The following is a 21060-nucleotide window of genomic DNA, read 5'->3' on the forward strand; positions in this document are numbered from 1 at the left end:
GATTTTGCCGTTGACACTCCGCGGCGGAATTCATATTATGCCGCCCGTCAACATGACAGCTTTACGATGGGGCTATAGCTCAGCTGGGAGAGCGCCTGCATGGCATGCAGGAGGTCAGCGGTTCGATCCCGCTTAGCTCCACCAAACTCTGAACCCAACAGAGTGCGGTTAGTAAAGTCAAATGTGGGGCTATAGCTCAGCTGGGAGAGCGCTTGCATGGCATGCAAGAGGTCAGCGGTTCGATCCCGCTTAGCTCCACCAAAATTTTAAACCCTCGTCAAAAGACGAGGGTTTTTTTTATCCGTTTGTAAAATCCTTCCCCGCTTTTGTTATCAAAAAGAAGGTATTCCTGTACCTGACCTCAATCGAAATCAATAAACCAGTCTATAAATAGACTTCAACTTGATTCGTGCAATTAATAAACCTATTATCCATGCGGTCAATAAAATGAACGGATAATAATCTCATCAGCTTAATGAATAGAAAAACGTACAATAATGTAAAGATATTTATAATTGCCCTGGCGATATGCCTGATTGCGGTACCTTTTTCCCGTTATCTCTCTCCCCGCGCAATGGTAAATGGTCACGACGTTTATTTAGCGTGGTTACCCTTGAGCGTAATGCTGGCGGTAATACTGTTATTTGGTCGCCGGGCCGTTCTTCCCATTTTGTTAGGTTTTACTGTCACTAATTTATTTTATGTTAATTTAGCGCCGCTACAATATTCAGTATTACTGTTTTGTCAGACCTTTGCATTGTTCACGGCGTGTGGCCTTCTGCGCCTCATGCTGGGCAAGCGCTGGCGCTACTGCATCCCAAACAAGCACGTCGGGTTACGTATATTCTGGCTCGGTTTTATCGTTCCCGTCGGCATTAAGCTGTCGATGTATTTGGCAGGCTATTTATTTGATTTCCCGGTAACTATCTCCACTTTCTTCGGCGAAGGAACGGTAATTTATAACGTCGTGGATATTCAAAGCCTGATTTGCGCGGCGCTGATTTTTACCATGATGTTCTATTACCCGTTAAGAATGATAATTAATCCCCGCTATGCCATCACCTTCTGGCGTAGAAGCGTGAAGCCCGTGTTTTTCCACAAAAATTCATTATATATATTTGTCTGGCTGATGCTTTTAGGCTTCAGCCTCGCCGTTTTATGCGCGCCTTTTGAATCACCTGTTATTGCGGGCTATTTAATGCCGCTGATTTTTATTCTTTTTACCCTTGCGATAAGCCGCCTGACCTACGCGCTTATCTCTCTGCTGTGGGCCGCTTCAGCGCTTCTGCTGTTGACCTACAACTATAACTTCCTGAACGGGGTGGAAACAGGCCATTCGCTCTCCTTTATTCTGTCCGTGCTGATCTCTTTTGCCATCTGCTTGCTTTACATGTCGCGGATTTACCAGCGCAGCGAGTGGCTGAAGCGGGGGTGGCAGGGCAGGGCGCTCACCGATCCGCTGACCGGTTTACCCAATATCCGTGCGCTGGAAGAGCATCTTGAGATGCATCCGGAGGCCAAAGTCTGTTTGTTGCGCATGGATAACCTGGAATTTTTGAGTCGCCACTACGGGATCCTCATGCGGGTCCATTGCAAACGAACGATTGCCACGTCGCTGCAGCCGCTTTTGCAAAAGAACGAGATGCTGTTCCAGTTGCCCGGAAGCGAGCTGGTGGTGGTATTGCTGGGGCCCGAAATTGCAGAGCGTCTCCAGCATATAGTCGATCGGCTGAACAGCCGTAAGATTTTCTGGAACAACACCGGGCTGGATATTGAGTTTGGTGCATCCTGGGGGATGGTGGAAAACGGTGAAAATTTACATCACACGCTGGGGCAGCTGAGCTGGCTGGCCGAGCAATCTTGCGCGGGGCACAACGTGCTTGCGCTGACGAATAGCCTGGAGGCAGCATCGGGACAAACAACGGAGCGTGTTCTGATGTTAGCGCGGATTAAGCATGCCCTGGAGACGGATCGGTTCCATTTATACGTGCAGCCGATCCAGAAGGCAGACGGTAGCGGCTACTATGAAATTCTGACGCGCATGGAGAGCGAAGGGGAGATCATTACCCCGGATCGCTTTATTCCGCTGGTTGCCCAGTTCAACCTCAGCCACCGGTTTGATATGTGCGTCATGGAAAAATTACTGCAATGGCTGCGCGATCACCCTGCGAAGCAGGCTGGGGCCCGTTTCTCCGTTAATCTGATGCCGCTCACGCTGATGCAACAGGAGGTAGCGACCGAGATTTGTACGCTTTTTGAGCGCTACGGCGTTGCGCCTCAGACCGTGGTGATTGAGATCACTGAAGAGCAGGCCTTCTCTAATTCCGGCAGCAGCATCAACAATATTCAACAGCTGAGGGATTACGGTTTCCGGATTGCCATTGATGATTTTGGCACCGGCTATGCCAACTACGAGCGTCTCAGACGTCTGCAGGCAGATATCATTAAAATTGACGGCTGCTTTGTTAAAGATATTTGCACTGATGATATGGATGCGATGATCGTCCAGTCGATGTGTAATCTGGCGAAAACGAAATCGCTGTGCGTCGTAGCGGAATATGTAGAAACACCGGCGCAGCGGGAGATGCTGCTGCGCTTCGGCGTGGACTATCTGCAGGGTTACCTGATAGGAAAACCCAAACCGCTGAAAGAATTGCGGGCATAAAAAAACCGGGAGCCAGGCTCTAATGCCAGTCAGTTAAGCAACTGACTGGCTTTTTTTCGGGGCTGTGGGGTATCTCCAGGGCCTTTCCTTTACCACCCTCGGGAAGGCCCTTTCCCTTCTTGTCGGTAACTTTACCAGTTGCGCCATGCTTTCAAGATCACGCATCAGCTCCGGGATACGCCCTGGTGAAGCGCCCTGCAGTGTCATCAGCATTCTCATGACCATGCCGCATGATTCTGAGAAGCTCAGCTGATTCGGCCAGTATCCTTTCAGATGGCCCGCCATTTTAATCATCTGATATCGCACCAGATTATACGCCAGTAACACGCCCCATAACTCCTGCTCCACAAGCTCCGGCTTTTTACTTCTCAGCGTCAGCCTGCTCAGTTGCATCGTTTGTTTTATCTCCCTGTACCCCAGCTCTATTTCCCAGCGATGGCTGTACAGGTCTGCCATTTCTCCTCCGGGATAGCGCATGGCGTCCGTCATCGACGTCAGCAGATGGCTGACTTTCCCTTTGCGCGTTACGGTCAGCAGGCGGGCTGTCATTTCATCTCCCAGACCCGGCCATTTTTTTCGTGCCTGTGGGCTGGTTTTCAGCTTCACCAGATAGTCGCCTTTACCCAGCTTTCTGACCTCTTCATACTGTGCTCCCTTTCTGAGAGGGAGCATCCAGTGACGGTGTTCTCCCGCCTGGCTCCACGCATTCAGCAGCCCCAGCGAGTAATAGCCTTTATCCATTAACGTCAGGGTGTTATCGCCGGTCTGCTCTATCAGTTGCTCCGCGAGCTCATTTTCGCTGTTTTTCATCGTGCCGAAGGCCGCCGCTGTCAGCAGATGGCTGGTCAGCTCCATCTGGCAGACCATTTTTACCTGCGGGTAGAGTGCCGGGTTTCCGCCATGCGTCTGGCGGGGAAAGGCGCTGTCGTTTTCCGGCGTATCCGGTGTGCGCCAGAACACACCATCGATGGCCAGCAGGGGCAGACCACACCAGTGCGGATGCGGCGTGGTGTTATGCCAGAGCTGAGCTGTTTGCGTGAACACACGGCGGACAGCCTCGCTGCCCAGCCTCTGTCGGGCCTGGATAACGGCGCTGGGTGCGACAAAGGGACGACTGCCCGGCAGCATGATGTCCAGACGGTTCACGATCTGATGAAGGGGTTCTTTACGTTCAAGCGCCATACCGACAATGCACCAGACCATCATTTCCAGCGGCAGACGACGCTTGCGCAGGGTGACGATACCGGCTTCGGTCAGACATTGAGAAATCAGTTCCGGGTCCAGATAGTCGCCCAGAGAAGTCAGAGGGTTACGCAGAGAATCGTAACGGGATATCAGATCAAGAGCCTGTCCAATATGCATAAAAAAATCCGGAAACGGGTGAGCATTTCCGGATTCTTACACAGCCACTGGATCGGTCAACTGATCCTTAACTGATCGGCATTAGAGCCAGGCTCCCGGTTTTTATTTTAACGGTAAACGTTACAGTACCAGTGCTGCGATAGAAGCAGACAGAACGCTCACCAGGGTAGAGCCGTAAACCAGCTTCAGGCCAAAGCGAGAAACCACGTTACCCTGTTCTTCGTTCAGGCCTTTAATCGCGCCCGCGATAATGCCGATGGACGAGAAGTTGGCGAAGGAAACCAGGAATACGGACAGAATGCCTTCCGCGCGCGGAGAAAGCGTGCTGGCGATTTTCTGCAGATCCATCATCGCAACGAATTCGTTAGAAACCAGCTTGGTCGCCATGATACTGCCTACCTGCAGCGCTTCGTGAGCCGGAACACCCATCACCCATGCAACAGGATAGAAGATGTAGCCCAGAATGCCCTGGAAGGAGATACCCAACACCGCAGCGAACAGGGCGTTCAGCGCAGAAATCAGCGCAATGAAGCCGATCAGCATGGCGGCAACGATAATCGCCACTTTGAAACCGGCCAGAATGTACTCACCCAGCATTTCGAAGAAGCTCTGACCTTCGTGCAGGTTAGACATCTGGATGTTCTCTTCGCTGGCGTCAACGCGGTACGGGTTGATAATCGACAGAACGATAAAGGTGCTGAACATGTTCAGTACCAGCGCTGCAACCACATATTTTGGCTCCAGCATGGTCATATACGCGCCCACGATAGACATGGAAACGGTAGACATTGCGGTTGCCGCCATGGTGTACATGCGGTTACGGGACATTTTGCCGAGGATATCTTTATACGCGATGAAGTTCTCAGACTGACCGAGGATCAGGGAGCTTACGGCGTTGAAAGATTCCAGTTTGCCCATGCCGTTCACTTTGGATAACAGGAAACCAATTCCACGAATAACGAACGGCAGAACGCGGATATGCTGCAGAATACCGATGAGCGCGGAGATGAAGACGATGGGGCACAGTACCTTCAGGAAGAAGAACGCCAGGCCTTCGTCGTTCATTTTACCGAAGACAAAGTTTGTCCCTTCGTTGGCGAATCCGAGCAGCTTTTCGAACATTTCGGAGAAGCCTTTCACGAAGCCGAGGCCTACGTTGGAGTTCAGGAAGAACCACGCAAGTAAAACTTCAATGACCAGCAGCTGGACAACATAACGAATACGAATTTTTTTGCGGTCTGTGCTGACCAGCAATGCGAGTGCAGTAACGACAACAAGTGCCAGGACAAAATGAAGGACGCGGTCCATATTTGCTCCAAATATGAGGCAGGTTTAATTTTCGTGCACATTCTATGTAACAAGCGAAAAGAAAACGAGATCAAGGGCACACTATAGTTACATCCTGTGACGAGTCTCAAAATTAGTGATCCACAATACATTTTTGTTATGTTAGGTAAATGAGTGAAAAGTTAAGTTTGTGTGCTACTCTTCACAAATGACCGTGCATTTTCACATTCTGTGATGTCGCACCACCTGCCCATCTATCGTTCTTAGCTATCAGAGAAATCATTTCAAACCATTCAAATGATCTTGATAATCATTCTCATTTTGATAGCATTAAACATAGCAAAGGCTATATTTCCAGAGGCAGAGAATGACAAACAGTCGCGTAGAGGGTAGCAGTGGCAGAGCAGCGCGCAAGTTGCGGTTCGCATTAATGGGACCTGCGTTCATTGCTGCCATCGGCTATATCGATCCGGGTAATTTTGCGACCAATATTCAGGCCGGCGCCAGCTTCGGCTATAAGCTGCTGTGGGTGGTCGTCTGGGCTAACCTGATGGCGATGCTGATTCAGATGCTCTCTGCAAAGCTGGGGATTGCCACGGAGAAAAACCTTGCGGAGCAAATCCGCGACCACTATCCGCGTCCGGCGGTCTGGCTCTACTGGGTTCAGGCTGAAATTATTGCCATGGCAACCGACCTCGCTGAGTTTATCGGCGCGGCGATCGGCTTTAAGCTGATTCTGGGCGTATCGCTGTTACAGGGGGCGGTACTGACCGGGATTGCCACGTTCCTGATCCTGATGCTGCAGCGTCGGGGGCAAAAACCGCTGGAGAAGGTCATTGGTGGTCTGCTGCTGTTTGTCGCTGCGGCGTACATTGTTGAGCTGATTTTCTCACAGCCGAACCTGGCGCAGCTCGGTAAAGGCATCGTGATCCCAAGCCTGCCAACCTCGGAAGCGGTGTTCCTGGCCGCCGGGGTACTTGGCGCGACCATCATGCCGCATGTCATCTATTTGCACTCCTCGCTGACCCAGCATCTTCACGGCGGGACGCGCAAAGAGCGGTATTCGGCAACCAAGTGGGACGTGGCTATCGCTATGACCATTGCGGGTTTTGTGAATCTGGCGATGATGGCCACAGCCGCCGCCGCTTTCCACTTTAACGGTCATACCGGTATTGCCGATCTCGATCAGGCGTATCTCACGCTGGAGCCGTTGTTGAGCCATGCTGCTGCCACGATATTTGGTCTGAGCCTGGTCGCTGCCGGCCTCTCTTCCACGGTAGTGGGGACGCTGGCAGGGCAGGTGGTGATGCAGGGTTTTGTGCGTTTCCATATTCCGCTGTGGGTGCGTCGTTTTGTCACCATGCTGCCGTCATTTGTTGTGATTCTGATGGGGCTCGATCCCACGCGAATTCTGGTGATGAGCCAGGTGCTGCTGAGCTTTGGTATTGCGCTGGCGCTGGTGCCGCTGCTGATTTTCACCAGCAACAAAACTCTGATGGGCGAACTGGTTAATACGACGCTGGTAAAACGAACCGGTTGGGCGATTGTGGTGGTGGTCGTAGCGCTAAACCTATGGCTGTTGATTGGTACAGCGCTGGGGCTATAAAAGAAAAAGGAGCCGGGAGGCTCCTTTTTGCATTAATGGCGACCGTGGCCGTGACCACCGCGTCCTTTTCCGCCGTGACCCCAGCCGCCGCGGCGGTCGTCACGATCGTTCCAGCCTTCGCGGTAGCCGCGTTCATAGGCGTTATTTTTATACCAGCCGCGATGCAGGCCGTTATCATGCCTGCGCCAGCGGTCTCCGCGCCATTCATAATGACGGTTCCAGTAGTCACGGTCGCGCCAGTAGCCACCGTCCCAGTATCTGCCGTAGTCGTCACGATCGCCAATTTGTAATTTTACTGATGGCAACAGGGTGATTTCGCCCGCAGTGGCGACGAGCGGGGCTGAAGCCAGTAATACCGCTGCAAGAATCAGTGACCTGAACATACTCTTTCTCCTTCACGATCGGGGCCTTCGTGGGGCCTGTTAACGCAATATTACGAGTTGGTAAAGCCTCGTTTCATCGCCTCAACTCCGAATTGCTGAATGAGAGCACTTTTTGCTAAAAATGGTTTTATTTTGAGCTATTCAGGATTTCGTTAATACGCGCCAGCTCCTCAGCGGAAAAATGGCGGTTTTTCAGCATGCCCACGGCGTCATCAATCTGAGCCGCTTTACTTGCCCCAATCAGCACCGAGGTCACCTCCTCATGGCGTAACACCCAGGCCAGCGCCATCTGCGAGAGTTTCTGGCCGCGGCTTTCCGCCAGGGCGTTTAGCTTGCGTACCTTCTCCAGCTTCTCTTCGGTGATCTGATCCGGATTAAGGAATTGACTGCCGCTTGCCGCACGGGAATCGGCGGGAATACCGTTAAGATACCGGTTGGTCAACTGTCCGCCTGCAAGGGGCGAGAAGGGAATACAGCCGACCCCTTTTTCCTGCAGAACATCCAGCAAACCCTCTTCCGGCGCACGTTCGAACATCGAGAATTTAGGCTGGTGGATCAGGCAGGGTGTGCCCAGATCGTTAAGGATATCAATCGCTTTTCGCGCCAGCTCGGCAGGATAGTTGGATAACCCGACATACAGGGCTTTGCCCTGGCGCACCAGATGGTCAAGCGCTTTCATGGTTTCCTGCAGCGGCGTTTGCGGGTCAGGACGGTGATGATAAAAGATATCGACATACTCCAGCCCCATGCGCTTCAGGCTTTGATCGAGGCTTGCCAGCAGATATTTGCGCGATCCCCAGTCGCCGTAAGGGCCGTCCCACATGGTATATCCCGCTTTCGTGGAGACGATCAGCTCGTCGCGCCAGGGCAGGAAATCCTCCTGCAAAATACGGCCGAAATTACGCTCGGCGGACCCCGGCGGGGGACCATAGTTATTGGCAAGGTCGAAATGCGTAATACCCAGATCGAACGCGCGCTGTAAAAGTTGACGGCTGTTTTCGAGAAGCGTGGCGTCACCAAAATTATGCCACAGCCCGAGCGAGACGGCGGGCAACCTGAGCCCGCTTCGCCCGCAGCGGCGATACTCCATTGTCTGATAACGACTTTTGTCCGGCTGATAACCCATTTTTATGACCCCTCGCGCTGAAGAGAACAAACAGTGTATACGTTTACATTAACGTGAAAAAAAGCAGCATAGCGCAGCCTTTTTTGTAAAGCATTCTTTCCATAGCCTTCTTGTCGGCAATTCTGGACAGCCATCACGCTTATTTAATACTCAAGGTGAGGTCAACATTAGAAGGATACCTGTTTATGCGTACCCCGTACTGCGTCGCCGATTACCTGCTGGACCGTCTTACAGATTGTGGAGCCGATCATCTGTTTGGCGTGCCGGGCGACTATAACCTGCAGTTTCTCGACCACGTAATAGACAGCCCAGATATCTGCTGGGTGGGCTGTGCCAACGAATTAAACGCCTCTTATGCCGCTGACGGATATGCCCGCTGTAAGGGCTTCGCCGCGCTGCTGACGACGTTTGGCGTAGGAGAGTTAAGTGCCATGAACGGCATTGCGGGCAGCTATGCCGAGCACGTTCCGGTACTGCATATCGTTGGGGCGCCGGGTACGGCTTCTCAGCAAAGAGGGGAGCTGCTGCACCATACGCTGGGCGATGGTGAGTTCCGTCATTTTTACCATATGAGCGAACCGATCACCGTTGCACAGGCCATCCTGACCGAACAAAACGCCTGTTATGAAATCGACCGGGTATTGACGACGATGCTCCGGGAACGTCGCCCCGGCTATCTGATGTTACCTGCCGATGTGGCAAAAAAAGCCGCCACGCCGCCTGTAAACGCTCTCACGCTTCGGCATGCCCATGCCGATAGCGCCTGCCTGAAAGCGTTCCGGGATGCCGCAGAGAATAAACTGGCTGTCAGCAAGCGTACCGCGCTGTTAGCGGATTTCCTTGTTCTGCGCCACGGGCTGAAGCAGGCGCTACAGAAGTGGGTGAAGGACGTGCCGATGGCGCACGCCACGATGCTGATGGGCAAAGGTATATTCGACGAACGTCACGCCGGTTTTTACGGCACCTACAGCGGTTCGGCAAGCGCCGGCCCGGTAAAAGAGGCGATAGAGGGAGCGGACACGCTGCTGTGCATCGGCACGCGATTTACCGATACCCTGACGGCTGGCTTCACCCATCAGTTAACGCCGTCGCAAACGATAGAGGTTCAGCCTCATGCTTCACGCGTCGGTGATATCTGGTTTACCGGCATCCCCATGCTTCAGGCAATTGAAACGCTGGTGGAGCTGTGCAAACAGCACGTGCACGAGAAGCCAGCTCCGTTGTCCCATAGCCCGCTGGACTTCCCTCAGCCTGAAGGATCGCTTACCCAGGATAATTTCTGGAAAACGCTGCAAACGTTTATTCGTCCGGGAGATATCATCCTTGCCGATCAGGGAACCTCGGCCTTCGGCGCGATTGACCTGCGTTTGCCTGCCGACGTGAATTTTATCGTCCAGCCGCTGTGGGGCTCGATCGGCTACACCCTTGCCGCGGCGTTCGGCGCACAAACGGCTTGCCCGAACCGGCGCGTGATTGTGCTGACTGGGGATGGCGCGGCGCAGCTGACCATTCAGGAGCTCGGGTCAATGTTGCGTGATAAACAACACCCCATCATTCTGGTGCTCAACAACGAAGGGTACACGGTTGAAAGGGCAATTCACGGGCCGGAGCAGCGTTACAACGACATTGCGCTATGGAACTGGACGCAAATCCCGCAGGCCCTGAGCCTCGATCCTCAGGCTCAGGGCCTGCGGGTCAGTGAAGCGGAGCAGCTGGCGGACGTGCTGGAAAAAGTGGCGCACCACGAGCGGCTCTCGCTAATTGAGGTGATGCTGCCAAAAGCGGACATCCCGCCGCTGCTGGGGGCGATTACCAAAGCGCTGGAAGCGCGCAATAGCGCCTGATTACTTGTCGTTTCGCCAGGCCATCATCATCGGTTTGCCCGCCAGCAGGAGCCAGGCGGGCAACATCACGATGCAAAGCAGCGGGAACAGTGTCGAATCCGGCACTACTACCGCCGCCATAAACAGGCTCAGCCACGCATCGCGCGTCACCACCAGTACCAGCCCCAGAATAGAGCAGGAAACGGTAATCGCCGCCGGAACCGCGTCGACGTGCTCGTGCAGCATCAGCCCCAGCGCCACGCCGACAAACACCGCCGGAAAGATGCGTCCACCTCGGAAACCGCACGCGGCTGCGACGACCAGCGCCGCCAGCTTGATGACGGCAAACAGCAGGTAATCGGAAACGCTAAACACCTGGCTGAAGGCCAGCTGCTGCATCTCGTCCAGACCTTTGAACAGCGTCACCGTTCCGCCAATTGAGCCTAAAATCCCGAGGATTAATCCCCCTGTACCCAGTATCAGCACCGGATGCTTGAGTTTATGCATCAGCCGGTGCAGGCGCGGAAGACACCATACCGCCACCATCCCCAGCGCGATGGCTATCGCGACGACGATGGCGCCGCTGAAAATATCCGCTATCTGCATCTCTCCGTAGTGGGGCAGAGAGAGGGAGAAATGGGGATGGAAAAACAGGCTGGTCGTCAGCGCGCCGGCTGCCGCGGCCATCAATGGAGCAAAAAGTTTATCCCAGAGCGGGGCATCATCATTGCTGGTGAGCGTCTGTGAAAAAATCAGAGCGGCGGCAACAGGCGTGCCGAAAAGCGCCCCGATGGTGCCAGCGGAGGCGAGGATGGTCCAGTCCAGCGCGCCGACGCGCGGCAGAATGCGTGAGCCAAGGTAAACCGCCAGGCCAATATTCACCGCCATAATCGGGTGCTCGGGGCCCAGACTGACGCCGCCTGCCAGGCCCACGATCAGCGCGACGATCAGCCCCGGCAGTGCTGAGGGGGAAACCGGGGCGCCAATCAGGGGTTCCAGCGCCGGGTCCGGTCCGGCGTGGCCGGGACTAAAACGGATGGCCAGGCCCACCGCAATACCGGTTAACGTCAGCATCAGGATGATCCACGCAGACGAATCCGCGGTGACCCCCAGTTTTGCCGGAAGCGCCGTCCATAAGAGAGTTTGCAGCACCGACGCGACTTTCATCACGACAATAAGTACCAGGCTTGAGGCCACGCCGATGATCAGCGCCGGAATGGCCAGCAACAGCATGGTTCTGGCTCGCGGGTGGAGCATGATGATTTCCTTGTACAAAACGCAATGACGTTACTTTGCACATTAAGCCTTATGGCAATAGTGCAAAAGGTGCTGAAACGGTAAAGTTATTCTGTGACGAAGATCGATAATCCACGGGCATTCACCTTCCGGTCGTTGTTGTTATCACGCCTTGAATTTACAGTGTCCCAAAGATTTATTCTGACTTTAGCGGAGCAGTAGAAGAATGACAAAGTATGCTTTGGTAGGCGATGTGGGCGGCACGAACGCGCGTCTCGCATTATGCGATGTAAGTAGCGGTGAAATTTCCCGGGCGAAAACCTACTCAGGGCTGGATTACCCAAGCCTTGAGGCCGTTGTTCGCGTCTATCTGGAAGAGCATCAGGTGAGCGTCGAAGACGGCTGCATCGCCATTGCTTGCCCGATAACCGGCGACTGGGTCGCAATGACCAACCATACCTGGGCATTCTCCATCGCAGAGATGAAAAAGAATCTCGGTTTTGCGCATCTGGAAATCATCAATGATTTCACCGCTGTGTCCATGGCGATCCCGATGCTGAAGCCGGAGCACCTGATTCAGTTTGGCGGCGCTGAGCCGGTCGAGGGCAAGCCGATTGCGGTTTACGGCGCCGGTACCGGCCTGGGCGTGTCGCACCTGGTGCATGTTGCTCAGCGCTGGGTGAGCCTGCCGGGTGAAGGCGGCCACGTGGACTTTGCGCCAAACAGCGAAGAAGAGGGCATTATCCTCGAAGAGTTACGCGCTGAGCTCGGCCACGTTTCCGCCGAGCGCGTCCTGTCAGGACCGGGGCTGGTGAACCTGTACCGTGCGATTGTGAAATCGGACGGTCGTCTGCCGGAAAACCTGCAGCCGAAAGACGTCACCGAACGCGCGCTGGCGGACAGCTGCATCGACTGCCGTCGCGCTCTGTCGCTGTTCTGCGTCATTATGGGGCGGTTCGGCGGCAACCTGGCGCTGACGCTGGGCACCTTTGGCGGGGTCTATATTGCGGGCGGGATCGTGCCGCGCTTCCTCGACTTCTTTAAAGCCTCCGGCTTCCGCGGCGGGTTTGAAGATAAAGGGCGTTTCAGAAGCTACGTACAGGACATTCCCGTTTATCTCATCGTGCATGATAACCCAGGCCTGCTGGGCTCGGGTGCCCATCTGCGTCAGGTTCTCGGTCAAATCCTCTGACGCATCATTACCCTCTCCCGCGGGAGAGGGCTCTTTCTCTACAGGTGCATCAGCTGGCGGAACTCTTTCACCTTGCTGCGGCTCACCGGCACCTGAAAATCCAAATCCTTCAGACGCAAGATGTAGGTGTTGTTAAACCACGGTTCGATCTCACGGATCTTATTTAAATTGACGCAAAACGAACGGTGGCAGCGGAAAAAGTGGGCTGCCGGCAGCTTGCTGCAGAATTCGGTAATGTTCATCGCCATCACGTACGATTCACGCCGCGTATAGACAAACGTCATCTTTTCGTGCGCTTCGGCGTAGTAGATATCGTTGACCGGGGTCACGATGATGCGCTCATCTTTGACCAGATTAATGGTGTCGTTTTCGCGTATCGTCGGGCTGGCGGCCGCCGGGGCGCTCTGCTGCTGCCATGCGGCCTCCAGCTTTTGCAGCATGCTGACAATCCGCGACTCCTGGTAAGGCTTCAGAATATAGTCAAACGCCTCCAGCTCGAAGGCCTCTACCGCGTGCTCTTTCCAGGCGGTAACGAAAACGATAAACGGCTTATGGGCAAACTGATTGATGTTTTGCGCCAGCAGCACGCCATCCAGCGAGGGAATATTGATATCGAGAAAAATGGCGTCGACCCGGTTATGCTGCAAAAACTTCAGCACGTCCAGACCATCATCAAACGTACCCACAATCTCCATCTGGCTGTGATTTTTGATAAGCCAGGTGAGTTCCTGTTGAGCCAGGAATTCATCTTCAACGATGATGACTTTCATATTACTCACCCTGAGGTAACAAAGATGTCGCCGCATGAACAGGGGAGCGTTCATTCGGGACGTAAAAAGCGATTTCAGTGCCTGGTTCAAGACGGTGAATATGCAGTCCGTCGCCGTAAAGCAGCTTGACTCTGTGATGCACGTTCAGCAGCCCAATTTTATTCCCGGGCATCTCGTTAGACTCCACGCGCTCGATGACTTTTGGATCAATCCCGTGGCCGGTATCGCGCACGGCAATTCGCACCCGGTTGCCGCTTTCGGTGATGCTGATGGTGACCACCCCTTTGCCTTTACAGGGCTGAATACCGTGAACAATCGCGTTTTCGACCAGCGGCTGGATCAGCAGGCTCGGGATCACGCAGTTGACCTCTTCATCAATATCGTAAATCACCGTGAGCTTGTCGCCAAAGCGCGCCTGCTCAATCGCGATGTAGTCCTTGATCTGATATAGCTCTTTTTTAATGTCGATCTGCTCGTCATCTTTCAGTTCGATGTTGTAGCGCAGATAGCGCGACAGGTTAAAAATCAGCTGGCGCGCGGTGTCCGGATTCAAACGAATGGAAGAGGAGATAGCGTTCAGCGCGTTAAACAGGAAATGGGGATTAATTTTGCTCTGTAGCGCGCGCAGCTCTGCCTTATTTGCCATCTCGCGCAGCTGTTCTGCCCGGGAGACTTCAAGCTGGGTAGAGATAATCTGCGACAGGCCGATGGCCATCTCCTGCAGCGTGGAGGTGATCTGATGCGCGTGGCAGTAATAAATTTTCAGCGTGCCCGTCACAACGCCTTTCTCCCATAGCGGGATCACCAGCATCGAGTGAATCTCCGGCGTTCGGTGAGCTTCATCATTGTTTTTAATAATGATTTTGCCGTAGTTAATCGCCTGTCTGGTGGTCGGACTAATGGTGTCATCACTGTCGCGATAGTTGTGTTCCCCAACGCCAACGTAGGCCAGAACGTGGTCGATATTGGTGATGGCGACGGCATCAGCGTGAATGTCGTGGCGGATAATCTCGCAGACCTGGCGCAGCGACTCCGCGTTAACGTGGCGAAAGAGCGGCAGCGTTTTGTTGGCAATATCCAGCGCCAGCTTGGCCTGACGGGCGGCGCTGGCCTCTTTTTCCCCTTCAACGCTCTGCACCAGCAGCACGATAAAACCGATGCAGACGCTGCCCAGGATCATGGGAATACCGATTTTCGAGACGATATCCAGCCCCAGCGCGGTGGTGGGGGCCCAGACGACGACCAGGATCATGGTCAGCGTTTCGCACACCATGCCCGCAGCAATCCCGGCGCGCCAGCGCTGTTTTTTGGGGATCTTGCAGCTGATCCAGCCGGAAAGCACCCCGGCGATAATGCTGGTGATAAAGCACGGCACCGCCGTTACGCCACCGATATCAATCAGGTAGCGATGGGTCCCGGCAATCACGCCGGTGATGACACCCACCCACGGGCCAAACAAAATTCCGCCGGACATGACGGCGATAATGCGCACGTTAACCAGCGAACCCTCTACCGGCACCCCGGACCAGGTGCTGAACAGGGCGAACAGGGAAAAGATGGCGGTAACGGCCAGCAGCTCTTTGGGCGAATGAGCAGATTTATGCAACAGCTCGCGAAACAGGCGAATGCGAATGAGGAAGAACAGGCAAATCAGCATTAATGCCGCACGGTCAAAAACCGCCAGCAGCATAGTGAATATCTCGTGCACGGAGCAGACCTGGGAAAACGGGAAAGAACCATGATAAAAAACCTGGGGCGTATTGACCAGCTATCCGTCGGGTTTATCAAATGAGGAAAAACCATAATTTACAAAGGGGATTGTCAGGTGGGGATTGATGCGACCCGATTTTTTCTCAGCGCCATATCGGCAGGTAACTGTTTTGATATCAGCGTGTTAAATAATGGCTAACGGAAAGCCGATATCAGAACCCTGCCTCCACTTTCAGGCGCTCTCGTGTTCCGGTTTTCGCGCGGGGGCTTTTTTTTCATTTCCCTCTCGACAGCATGAATTTTTTCAGGTTATTTTCTAAGCACGCCACATCGGTGGCAGCGTCGCTCGGACGGTCCGGGCGCTAACGTTAATCTGAGGAATCTATGGCTGAATTCAGTCCTGAACGCCGTTTTACGCGTATCGATCGTCTCCCCCCTTATGTTTTCAATATCACTGCTGAACTGAAGATGGCTGCGCGTCGGCGCGGCGAAGATATTATCGATTTCAGCATGGGTAACCCTGACGGCCCCACGCCACCGCATATCGTTGAAAAGCTCTGCACGGTTGCCCAGCGCCCGGATACGCACGGCTACTCAACCTCGCGCGGTATTCCCAGGTTACGTCGCGCGATCTCGCGCTGGTATCAGGATCGTTATCAGGTTGATATCGATCCGGAAAGTGAAGCCATTGTCACCATCGGCTCGAAAGAGGGGCTGGCACACCTGATGCTGGCCACGCTGGATCATGGTGATACGGTGCTGGTACCCAATCCAAGTTACCCAATCCATATCTACGGCGCGGTGATTGCCGGGGCGCAGGTGCGCTCTGTGCCGCTGGTGGAAGGTGTCGATTTCTTTAACGAACTGGAACGTGCCATTCGCGAAAGCTACCCGAAACCTAAGATGATGATCCTCGGTTTCCCGTCGAACCCAACGGCGCAGTGCGTGGAGCTTGATTTCTTCGAGAAAGTTGTCGCTCTGGCCAAACGTTATGACGTGCTGGTGGTTCATGATTTAGCCTATGCCGATATTGTCTATGACGGCTGGAAAGCCCCGTCGATAATGCAGGTTCCGGGCGCGCGTGACGTGGCGGTGGAGTTCTTCACCCTGTCGAAAAGCTACAACATGGCGGGCTGGCGTATTGGCTTTATGGTGGGTAACAAAACGCTGGTAAGTGCACTGGCGCGCATCAAGAGTTACCACGATTACGGTACCTTCACGCCGCTGCAGGTTGCCGCTATTGCCGCTCTGGAAGGCGATCAGCAGTGCGTTCACGACATTGCTGCCCAGTATAAACGTCGCCGCGACGTGCTGGTAAAAGGGTTACATGAGGCCGGCTGGATGGTGGAGATGCCGAAAGCGTCCATGTACGTCTGGGCGAAAATTCCGGAACCGTACGCAGCGATGGGGTCGCTGGAGTTTGCTAAAAAGCTGCTGCAGGACGCGAAGGTATGTGTGTCCCCAGGCATTGGCTTTGGTGATTATGGCGACACACACGTGCGCTTTGCTTTAATCGAAAACAGCGACCGTATTCGTCAGGCGGTAAGGGGCATCAAGGGTATGTTCCGGGCCGACGGTCTTCTCACCTCAAAGAGCGTTGCTGAAAACCTCGCGTCATCATGACATAAAAAAACAGGAGCCCCGATGGCTCCTGTTTTTTTGACTGCATGTTCTTCACTAGATCATGAGGGCAAAGGTTCCGGCCCAGACTAAAACGATCACCGAAATGCCCATAAAGAAATATTTCACGTTTCATCGCTCCGCGTATCTTGTGGTACGCACTTAAAAACAGAGTCCAACTGATTATAGAGAGCTGAAATCCGGCCAAACCAGAAATGAGAATTTTCCCGTTACGCCGCCGACTCCAGCTCAGAATTCTGTGCTTTCCTGTAGCCAGACGGCGCTAATGTACGCCTAAAAATGAGGGGTGGCAAGAGGGATTTTTTCAAATAATTTCCGGCACTTACGAGTGTCGGGGAACGGCGACAGTTTGATTTCACAGCGTAATAAATTCGCTTTGAGCGACGCTATAAAAATTGCTTTCCAACTGGATGACAGGTAATTGAAAAGGTTAGTTTCTTAGCGAAACTAACCTTCATGAAGGGCTTAGATATAGAGTGAGGCTTCACCAAGGGGGCGCGTTTTGAAACGGCGATGCATCCACAGATACTGCTCAGGCGCGCGCATGATTTCTGTTTCGATGACCTTATTGATAAACGCTGCCGCTTCACACTCGTTTTCCGGATAGTTAGCCATTTCAGGAGAGATGTGCAGACGATAGCCTGACTTATCCGCTTTTCTCACCATTGTTACGGTCAGCATGGAGGCACCTGACAAACGCGAAATGACAAAAGTCCCGTTGGTCGTCGCTACGTCTTTCACGGCAAAGAAGGGGGCAAAGCTGCTGCCTTTGCGTCCGTAATCCTGATCGGGAGCGAACCAGACGGCTTCGCCTTTCTTCAGAGCCCCGACCATTCCACGCAGGTTATTACGGCTGATCATCGCCTTATTGGAACGCATGCGGCCTCGCGTTTGTACCCACTCCATCAGCGCACTGTTGTGAGGTCTGTAGGTCGCCATCATCGGCTGACAAAGGCCCATCACCCTTCCACCCAGCTCCAGCGACATAAAGTGAACACCAACAACCATCACGCCGCGTTTTTGCAGCTGTGCACGTTTAAGGTTATCCAGCCCTTCTACATCAAACCACTTGCGGACGCGTTCATCCGGCCAGAACCAGGCCATACCGGTTTCGAGCAGCGCCATTCCGATGGATTTAAAGTTTTCAGAGATCAGTTTTTCACGTTCTTCAGCATTGTACTGAGGAAAGCAAAGCTCAATGTTTTTGCGCGCGATGGATTCACGACGCTTCAGGAAATAGCGGGATACGCTGCCCAGTTTCGACCCCAGCATACGCAGCACAGGGTAGGGGAGTTGAACCAGCAGCCAAAGAATGCCAAGACCAAACCATGTAAACCAGTAACGCGGGTGTAAAAATGCGCGTTTGAAATTGGATTGAGACAAAATAGAGAAACCTATGTAGAGCCGGTGAAAGTAACGCATAGTGCGATACCACGTGCCTATTAGACCGTAGTACAAGGTCATGGTTGCAGGCTTTACCGATCTTTACGGCGTTACCTGGCCATAGCTGACATTGGGTGGGCGGCATAATGTAACACCGTTATACGATATGTGCTATTACTCGTTTTTGATTAAAAAAGCGGCAATCAGGGAGGTGCTTGATTTTACAGTTTTTATATTACGTGCTGTCAGAGTATCTCTCCAAATGCGTGGCGATAGAAACATCTCCATAAGAGGGGCGGATCGAATAAAAGCGCCACGGGTAAATTTGTGGCAGGTCACTTAGCTGAGAAAATTATTTAATGCGACAGGTAAATGAATAGGAATATTCCCTGCGATATTTCTTATGTGTTATTCATGTAATCAATAAAATCGTGTGTTTTCATTATTTCTTAACGTCTTTATTTTATCTTGGAACAATAAGGCTTGGCTGCGCATTTATTGTTTTGGATATCATTGTTATGATGCAAATCAAGACAGGATGTTTTTGTGAGTGTTTATCTGCCTGAGATCGTTTATTCGATACAAATCTTCGTTTTATATGCCATAAGTAGCGTCTTTTTCTGGGTTAGTCAGGCATTTCGCAATAATGTTTTAGTGGAAAATTCTTAAGAAATATCCGATTGCGGATAAATGATCTGCACATTTGATTTTGTGTCGATCATTATTCTATTATTGCGCATCAAGAACGATACCGTGAAGTTTGCATAGCAAAACAAAGAGGGATGATTAGATGGCTGACAGTTTTCAGAATGAGGTGCCTAAGGCACGTATTAACCTGAAGCTTGACCTGCATACTGGCGGAGCAAGCAAGAAAATGGAATTACCATTAAAACTGCTTGTTACGGGTGATTTCAGCAATGGGCAGGAATCTGCGCCAATATCTGAGCGTGAAAAGGTTAACATTAACAAAAATAATTTTGATAGTGTTCTTTCCGAATATTCCCCAAAAGTTAATCTGACCGTTAAAAATACGCTGTCTGACGATGGTGGTGAAGACAATATTCAGCTGACTTTCCAGAGCATGAAGGATTTCACGCCAGAGCAGGTTGCTGCCCAGATACCGCAGTTGAAGGCGATGCTGGCGATGCGCAACTTGCTGCGCGATCTGAAGGCCAACCTGTTGGATAACCAGACTTTCCGAAAAGAGCTGGAAAAAATCGTTCTTGACCAGTCTCTTAGCGCTGAGTTGCGAAATGAATTATCAGCACTGGCATCAAAAAAACCTTAACCATCAAGCTGTTTTAACGGATTAATCAAGGAATGCTCATGTCTGTACAAAATAATATTGCTGGCGGTGAAAGCGTGGTGCTGGAACGTCCTGCTGCAGGTGGGGTTTACGCTTCCCTGTTTGAGAAAATCAATCTGAGCCCTGTCTCTGAGCTGAGCGCGCTGGATATCTGGCAAGATGCCCAGGCGATGTCAGATGCGACCGCTGATGAGCGTCTGACTGCAGGTATGCAGGTGTTTCTGGAGTGTCTAACCAAAGCTGGCTCGAAAGTCGAAAAACTGGATAAAAGCCTGATTGATCACCATATCGCTGAGCTTGATTACCAGATCAGCCGCCAGCTGGACGCTGTAATGCACCATGATGAGTTTCAGGCGGTTGAGAGTCTGTGGCGCGGTGTGAAGTCGCTGGTGGATAAAACCGATTTTCGCCAGAACGTGAAAATTGAGCTTCTGAGCATGTCTAAAGAAGACCTGCGGCAGGACTTTGAAGACTGTCCGGAGGTGATCCAGAGTGGTCTGTATAAACACACCTACATCGACGAATATGATACCCCGGGCGGCGAGCCGATTGCGGCGCTGATTTCTGCTTACGAATTCGACGCTTCAGCGCAGGATGTCGCTCTGCTGCGCAATATCTCTAAAGTATCCGCTGCGGCACATATGCCGTTTATCGGCTCGGCAGGTCCGAAATTCTTCCTCAAGGAGTCCATGGAAGACGTCGCTGCAATTAAAGATATTGGTAACTACTTTGACCGCGCAGAGTACATCAAGTGGAAATCCTTCCGCGATACAGACGACGCGCGCTATATCGGCCTGGTAATGCCTCGCGTGCTGGGTCGTTTACCGTATGGCCCGGATACCGTTCCGGTTCGCAGCTTCAATTATGTCGAAGAAGTCAAAGGTCCGGATCACGACAAATACCTGTGGACCAACGCATCGTTTGCCTTTGCTTCCAACATGGTGCGTAGCTTTATCAATAATGGCTGGTGTGTACAGATCCGTGGGCCACAGGCCGGTGGTGCGGTTCAGGACCTGCCAATCCATCTGTACGATCTCGGTACTGGCAATCAGGTAAAAATCCCGAGCGAAGTGATGATTCCTGAAACCCGTGAGTTCGAATTCGCGAATCTGGGCTTCATTCCTTTGTCCTACTACAAAAACCGCGACTACGCCTGTTTCTTTTCGGCTAACTCCACTCAGAAACCGGCGCTGTATGACACCGCAGATGCAACGGCGAATAGCCGCATCAACGCCCGTCTCCCGTACATCTTCCTGCTGTCGCGTATCGCCCACTACCTGAAGCTGATTCAGCGTGAAAACATTGGTACCACTAAGGATCGCCGACTGCTGGAACTGGAGCTGAATACCTGGGTCCGCAGTCTGGTGACCGAAATGACCGATCCGGGCGATGAACTGCAGGCGTCGCATCCACTGCGTGATGCGAAAGTGGTGGTGGAAGACATTGAGGACAACCCGGGCTTCTTCCGCGTGAAATTGTACGCGATCCCGCACTTCCAGGTAGAAGGCATGGACGTGAACCTGTCGCTGGTCTCCCAGATGCCGAAAGCGAAATCGTAAAAACGGGCAGG

At 52.8% G+C, this 21060-nt stretch carries 16 protein-coding genes and 2 tRNA genes; 9 read left to right on the forward strand and 9 right to left on the reverse strand.

Translation table 11 applies throughout. The features are described 5' to 3' along the window. Nucleotides 1–68: 68 nt before the first annotated feature. From USG84_RS12575 to USG84_RS12585, 3 genes are all read left to right on the forward strand, one after another. A tRNA-Ala gene (locus tag USG84_RS12575) sits at nucleotides 69–144 on the forward strand. A gap of 41 nt (nucleotides 145–185) precedes the next feature. Further along, a tRNA-Ala gene (locus USG84_RS12580) sits at nucleotides 186–261 on the forward strand. A 214-nt stretch (nucleotides 262–475) separates the two neighbouring features. Next, nucleotides 476–2665 carry an EAL domain-containing protein gene (locus USG84_RS12585; protein ID WP_253542917.1) on the forward strand — a complete coding sequence of 730 codons (2190 nt, stop codon included), beginning with the start codon at nucleotides 476–478 and terminating at the stop codon, nucleotides 2663–2665. A 33-nt stretch (nucleotides 2666–2698) separates the two neighbouring features. Here USG84_RS12585 and USG84_RS12590 read toward each other — a convergent pair whose 3' ends face one another. Both USG84_RS12590 and USG84_RS12595 read right to left on the reverse strand, forming a co-directional pair. Then, a complete protein-coding gene (locus USG84_RS12590; RefSeq protein WP_320738294.1) occupies nucleotides 2699–4027 on the reverse strand; it encodes an IS4 family transposase in 1329 nt (442 codons plus the stop codon). 120 nt (nucleotides 4028–4147) lie between these two features. After that, nucleotides 4148–5335 carry a NupC/NupG family nucleoside CNT transporter gene (locus tag USG84_RS12595; protein ID WP_061097466.1) on the reverse strand — a complete coding sequence of 396 codons (1188 nt, stop codon included), beginning with the start codon at nucleotides 5333–5335 and terminating at the stop codon, nucleotides 4148–4150. A 346-nt stretch (nucleotides 5336–5681) separates the two neighbouring features. Here USG84_RS12595 and USG84_RS12600 point away from each other — a divergent pair, with 346 nt between their 5' ends. After that, nucleotides 5682–6920 (forward strand): Nramp family divalent metal transporter, encoded by a 1239-nt coding sequence (locus tag USG84_RS12600; RefSeq protein WP_253542909.1) that lies wholly within the window; start codon nucleotides 5682–5684, stop codon nucleotides 6918–6920. A 32-nt stretch (nucleotides 6921–6952) separates the two neighbouring features. Here the strand turns inward: USG84_RS12600 and USG84_RS12605 are convergent, their stop codons facing one another. Then, entirely contained in the window at nucleotides 6953–7303 is a 351-nt protein-coding gene (locus USG84_RS12605; protein ID WP_061097468.1) for a DUF2502 domain-containing protein, read from the reverse strand. A 127-nt stretch (nucleotides 7304–7430) separates the two neighbouring features. Continuing rightward, nucleotides 7431–8429, reverse strand: a complete 999-nt coding sequence (gene mgrA / locus USG84_RS12610) for an L-glyceraldehyde 3-phosphate reductase (protein WP_253542907.1) — start codon at nucleotides 8427–8429, stop codon at nucleotides 7431–7433. A gap of 185 nt (nucleotides 8430–8614) precedes the next feature. Between mgrA and ipdC the strand changes: the two genes are divergently transcribed. Continuing rightward, nucleotides 8615–10273 (forward strand): indolepyruvate decarboxylase, encoded by a 1659-nt coding sequence (gene ipdC / locus USG84_RS12615; RefSeq protein WP_151412987.1) that lies wholly within the window; start codon nucleotides 8615–8617, stop codon nucleotides 10271–10273. On the opposite strand, the gene USG84_RS12620 is transcribed toward ipdC, so the two are convergent. Continuing rightward, entirely contained in the window at nucleotides 10274–11509 is a 1236-nt protein-coding gene (locus USG84_RS12620; RefSeq protein WP_061097471.1) for an ion channel protein, read from the reverse strand. A 205-nt stretch (nucleotides 11510–11714) separates the two neighbouring features. On the opposite strand from USG84_RS12620, the gene glk reads away from it, so the two are divergent. After that, nucleotides 11715–12680, forward strand: a complete 966-nt coding sequence (gene glk / locus USG84_RS12625; RefSeq protein WP_253542906.1) for a glucokinase — start codon at nucleotides 11715–11717, stop codon at nucleotides 12678–12680. Between the two features lie 38 nt (nucleotides 12681–12718). Here glk and USG84_RS12630 read toward each other — a convergent pair whose 3' ends face one another. Beyond that, the gene (locus USG84_RS12630) at nucleotides 12719–13450 is read right to left on the reverse strand and encodes a LytR/AlgR family response regulator transcription factor (RefSeq protein WP_151412986.1); all 732 of its coding nucleotides are present in this window, start codon (nucleotides 13448–13450) and stop codon (nucleotides 12719–12721) included. Between the two features lies 1 nt (nucleotide 13451). Then, complete coding sequence (locus USG84_RS12635; RefSeq protein ID WP_253542905.1) at nucleotides 13452–15158, reverse strand: LytS/YhcK type 5TM receptor domain-containing protein; 1707 nt, start codon at nucleotides 15156–15158, stop codon at nucleotides 13452–13454. Nucleotides 15159–15544: 386 nt separating this feature from the next. Between USG84_RS12635 and alaC the strand changes: the two genes are divergently transcribed. After that, nucleotides 15545–16783, forward strand: coding sequence for an alanine transaminase (alaC, locus tag USG84_RS12640; RefSeq protein ID WP_320738295.1), 1239 nt, complete (start codon nucleotides 15545–15547; stop codon nucleotides 16781–16783). A 54-nt stretch (nucleotides 16784–16837) separates the two neighbouring features. Here the strand turns inward: alaC and ypdK are convergent, their stop codons facing one another. Then, the gene (ypdK, locus tag USG84_RS12645) at nucleotides 16838–16909 is read right to left on the reverse strand and encodes a membrane protein YpdK (protein ID WP_099458937.1); all 72 of its coding nucleotides are present in this window, start codon (nucleotides 16907–16909) and stop codon (nucleotides 16838–16840) included. Between the two features lie 357 nt (nucleotides 16910–17266). Then, on the reverse strand, nucleotides 17267–18223 hold the full coding sequence (gene lpxP, locus USG84_RS12650; protein WP_414146790.1) for a kdo(2)-lipid IV(A) palmitoleoyltransferase: 957 nt from the start codon (nucleotides 18221–18223) through the stop codon (nucleotides 17267–17269). Nucleotides 18224–18974: 751 nt separating this feature from the next. Here lpxP and tssB point away from each other — a divergent pair. Both tssB and tssC read left to right on the forward strand, forming a co-directional pair. Beyond that, nucleotides 18975–19472 carry a type VI secretion system contractile sheath small subunit gene (gene tssB, locus USG84_RS12655; RefSeq protein WP_061097476.1) on the forward strand — a complete coding sequence of 166 codons (498 nt, stop codon included), beginning with the start codon at nucleotides 18975–18977 and terminating at the stop codon, nucleotides 19470–19472. Between the two features lie 32 nt (nucleotides 19473–19504). Then, nucleotides 19505–21049: a type VI secretion system contractile sheath large subunit gene (gene tssC, locus USG84_RS12660; protein WP_061097477.1), complete on the forward strand. Its 1545-nt coding sequence runs from the start codon at nucleotides 19505–19507 to the stop codon at nucleotides 21047–21049. Nucleotides 21050–21060 lie beyond the last annotated feature (11 nt).

It is taken from the genome of Enterobacter sp. 168J2 (genome assembly GCF_034107265.1).
Taxonomy (GTDB): domain Bacteria; phylum Pseudomonadota; class Gammaproteobacteria; order Enterobacterales; family Enterobacteriaceae; genus Enterobacter; species Enterobacter nematophilus.

Coding starts and splice junctions, on each gene's coding strand:
- USG84_RS12585 (WP_253542917.1), top strand. CDS start 476: ATGAATAGAAAAACGTACAATAATGTAAAGATATTTATAATTGCCCTG.
- USG84_RS12590 (WP_320738294.1), bottom strand. CDS start 4,027: ATGCATATTGGACAGGCTCTTGATCTGATATCCCGTTACGATTCTCTG.
- USG84_RS12595 (WP_061097466.1), bottom strand. CDS start 5,335: ATGGACCGCGTCCTTCATTTTGTCCTGGCACTTGTTGTCGTTACTGCA.
- USG84_RS12600 (WP_253542909.1), top strand. CDS start 5,682: ATGACAAACAGTCGCGTAGAGGGTAGCAGTGGCAGAGCAGCGCGCAAG.
- USG84_RS12605 (WP_061097468.1), bottom strand. CDS start 7,303: ATGTTCAGGTCACTGATTCTTGCAGCGGTATTACTGGCTTCAGCCCCG.
- mgrA (WP_253542907.1), bottom strand. CDS start 8,429: ATGGGTTATCAGCCGGACAAAAGTCGTTATCAGACAATGGAGTATCGC.
- ipdC (WP_151412987.1), top strand. CDS start 8,615: ATGCGTACCCCGTACTGCGTCGCCGATTACCTGCTGGACCGTCTTACA.
- USG84_RS12620 (WP_061097471.1), bottom strand. CDS start 11,509: ATGCTCCACCCGCGAGCCAGAACCATGCTGTTGCTGGCCATTCCGGCG.
- glk (WP_253542906.1), top strand. CDS start 11,715: ATGACAAAGTATGCTTTGGTAGGCGATGTGGGCGGCACGAACGCGCGT.
- USG84_RS12630 (WP_151412986.1), bottom strand. CDS start 13,450: ATGAAAGTCATCATCGTTGAAGATGAATTCCTGGCTCAACAGGAACTC.
- alaC (WP_320738295.1), top strand. CDS start 15,545: ATGGCTGAATTCAGTCCTGAACGCCGTTTTACGCGTATCGATCGTCTC.
- lpxP (WP_414146790.1), bottom strand. CDS start 18,223: ATGCGTTACTTTCACCGGCTCTACATAGGTTTCTCTATTTTGTCTCAA.
- tssB (WP_061097476.1), top strand. CDS start 18,975: ATGGCTGACAGTTTTCAGAATGAGGTGCCTAAGGCACGTATTAACCTG.
- tssC (WP_061097477.1), top strand. CDS start 19,505: ATGCTCATGTCTGTACAAAATAATATTGCTGGCGGTGAAAGCGTGGTG.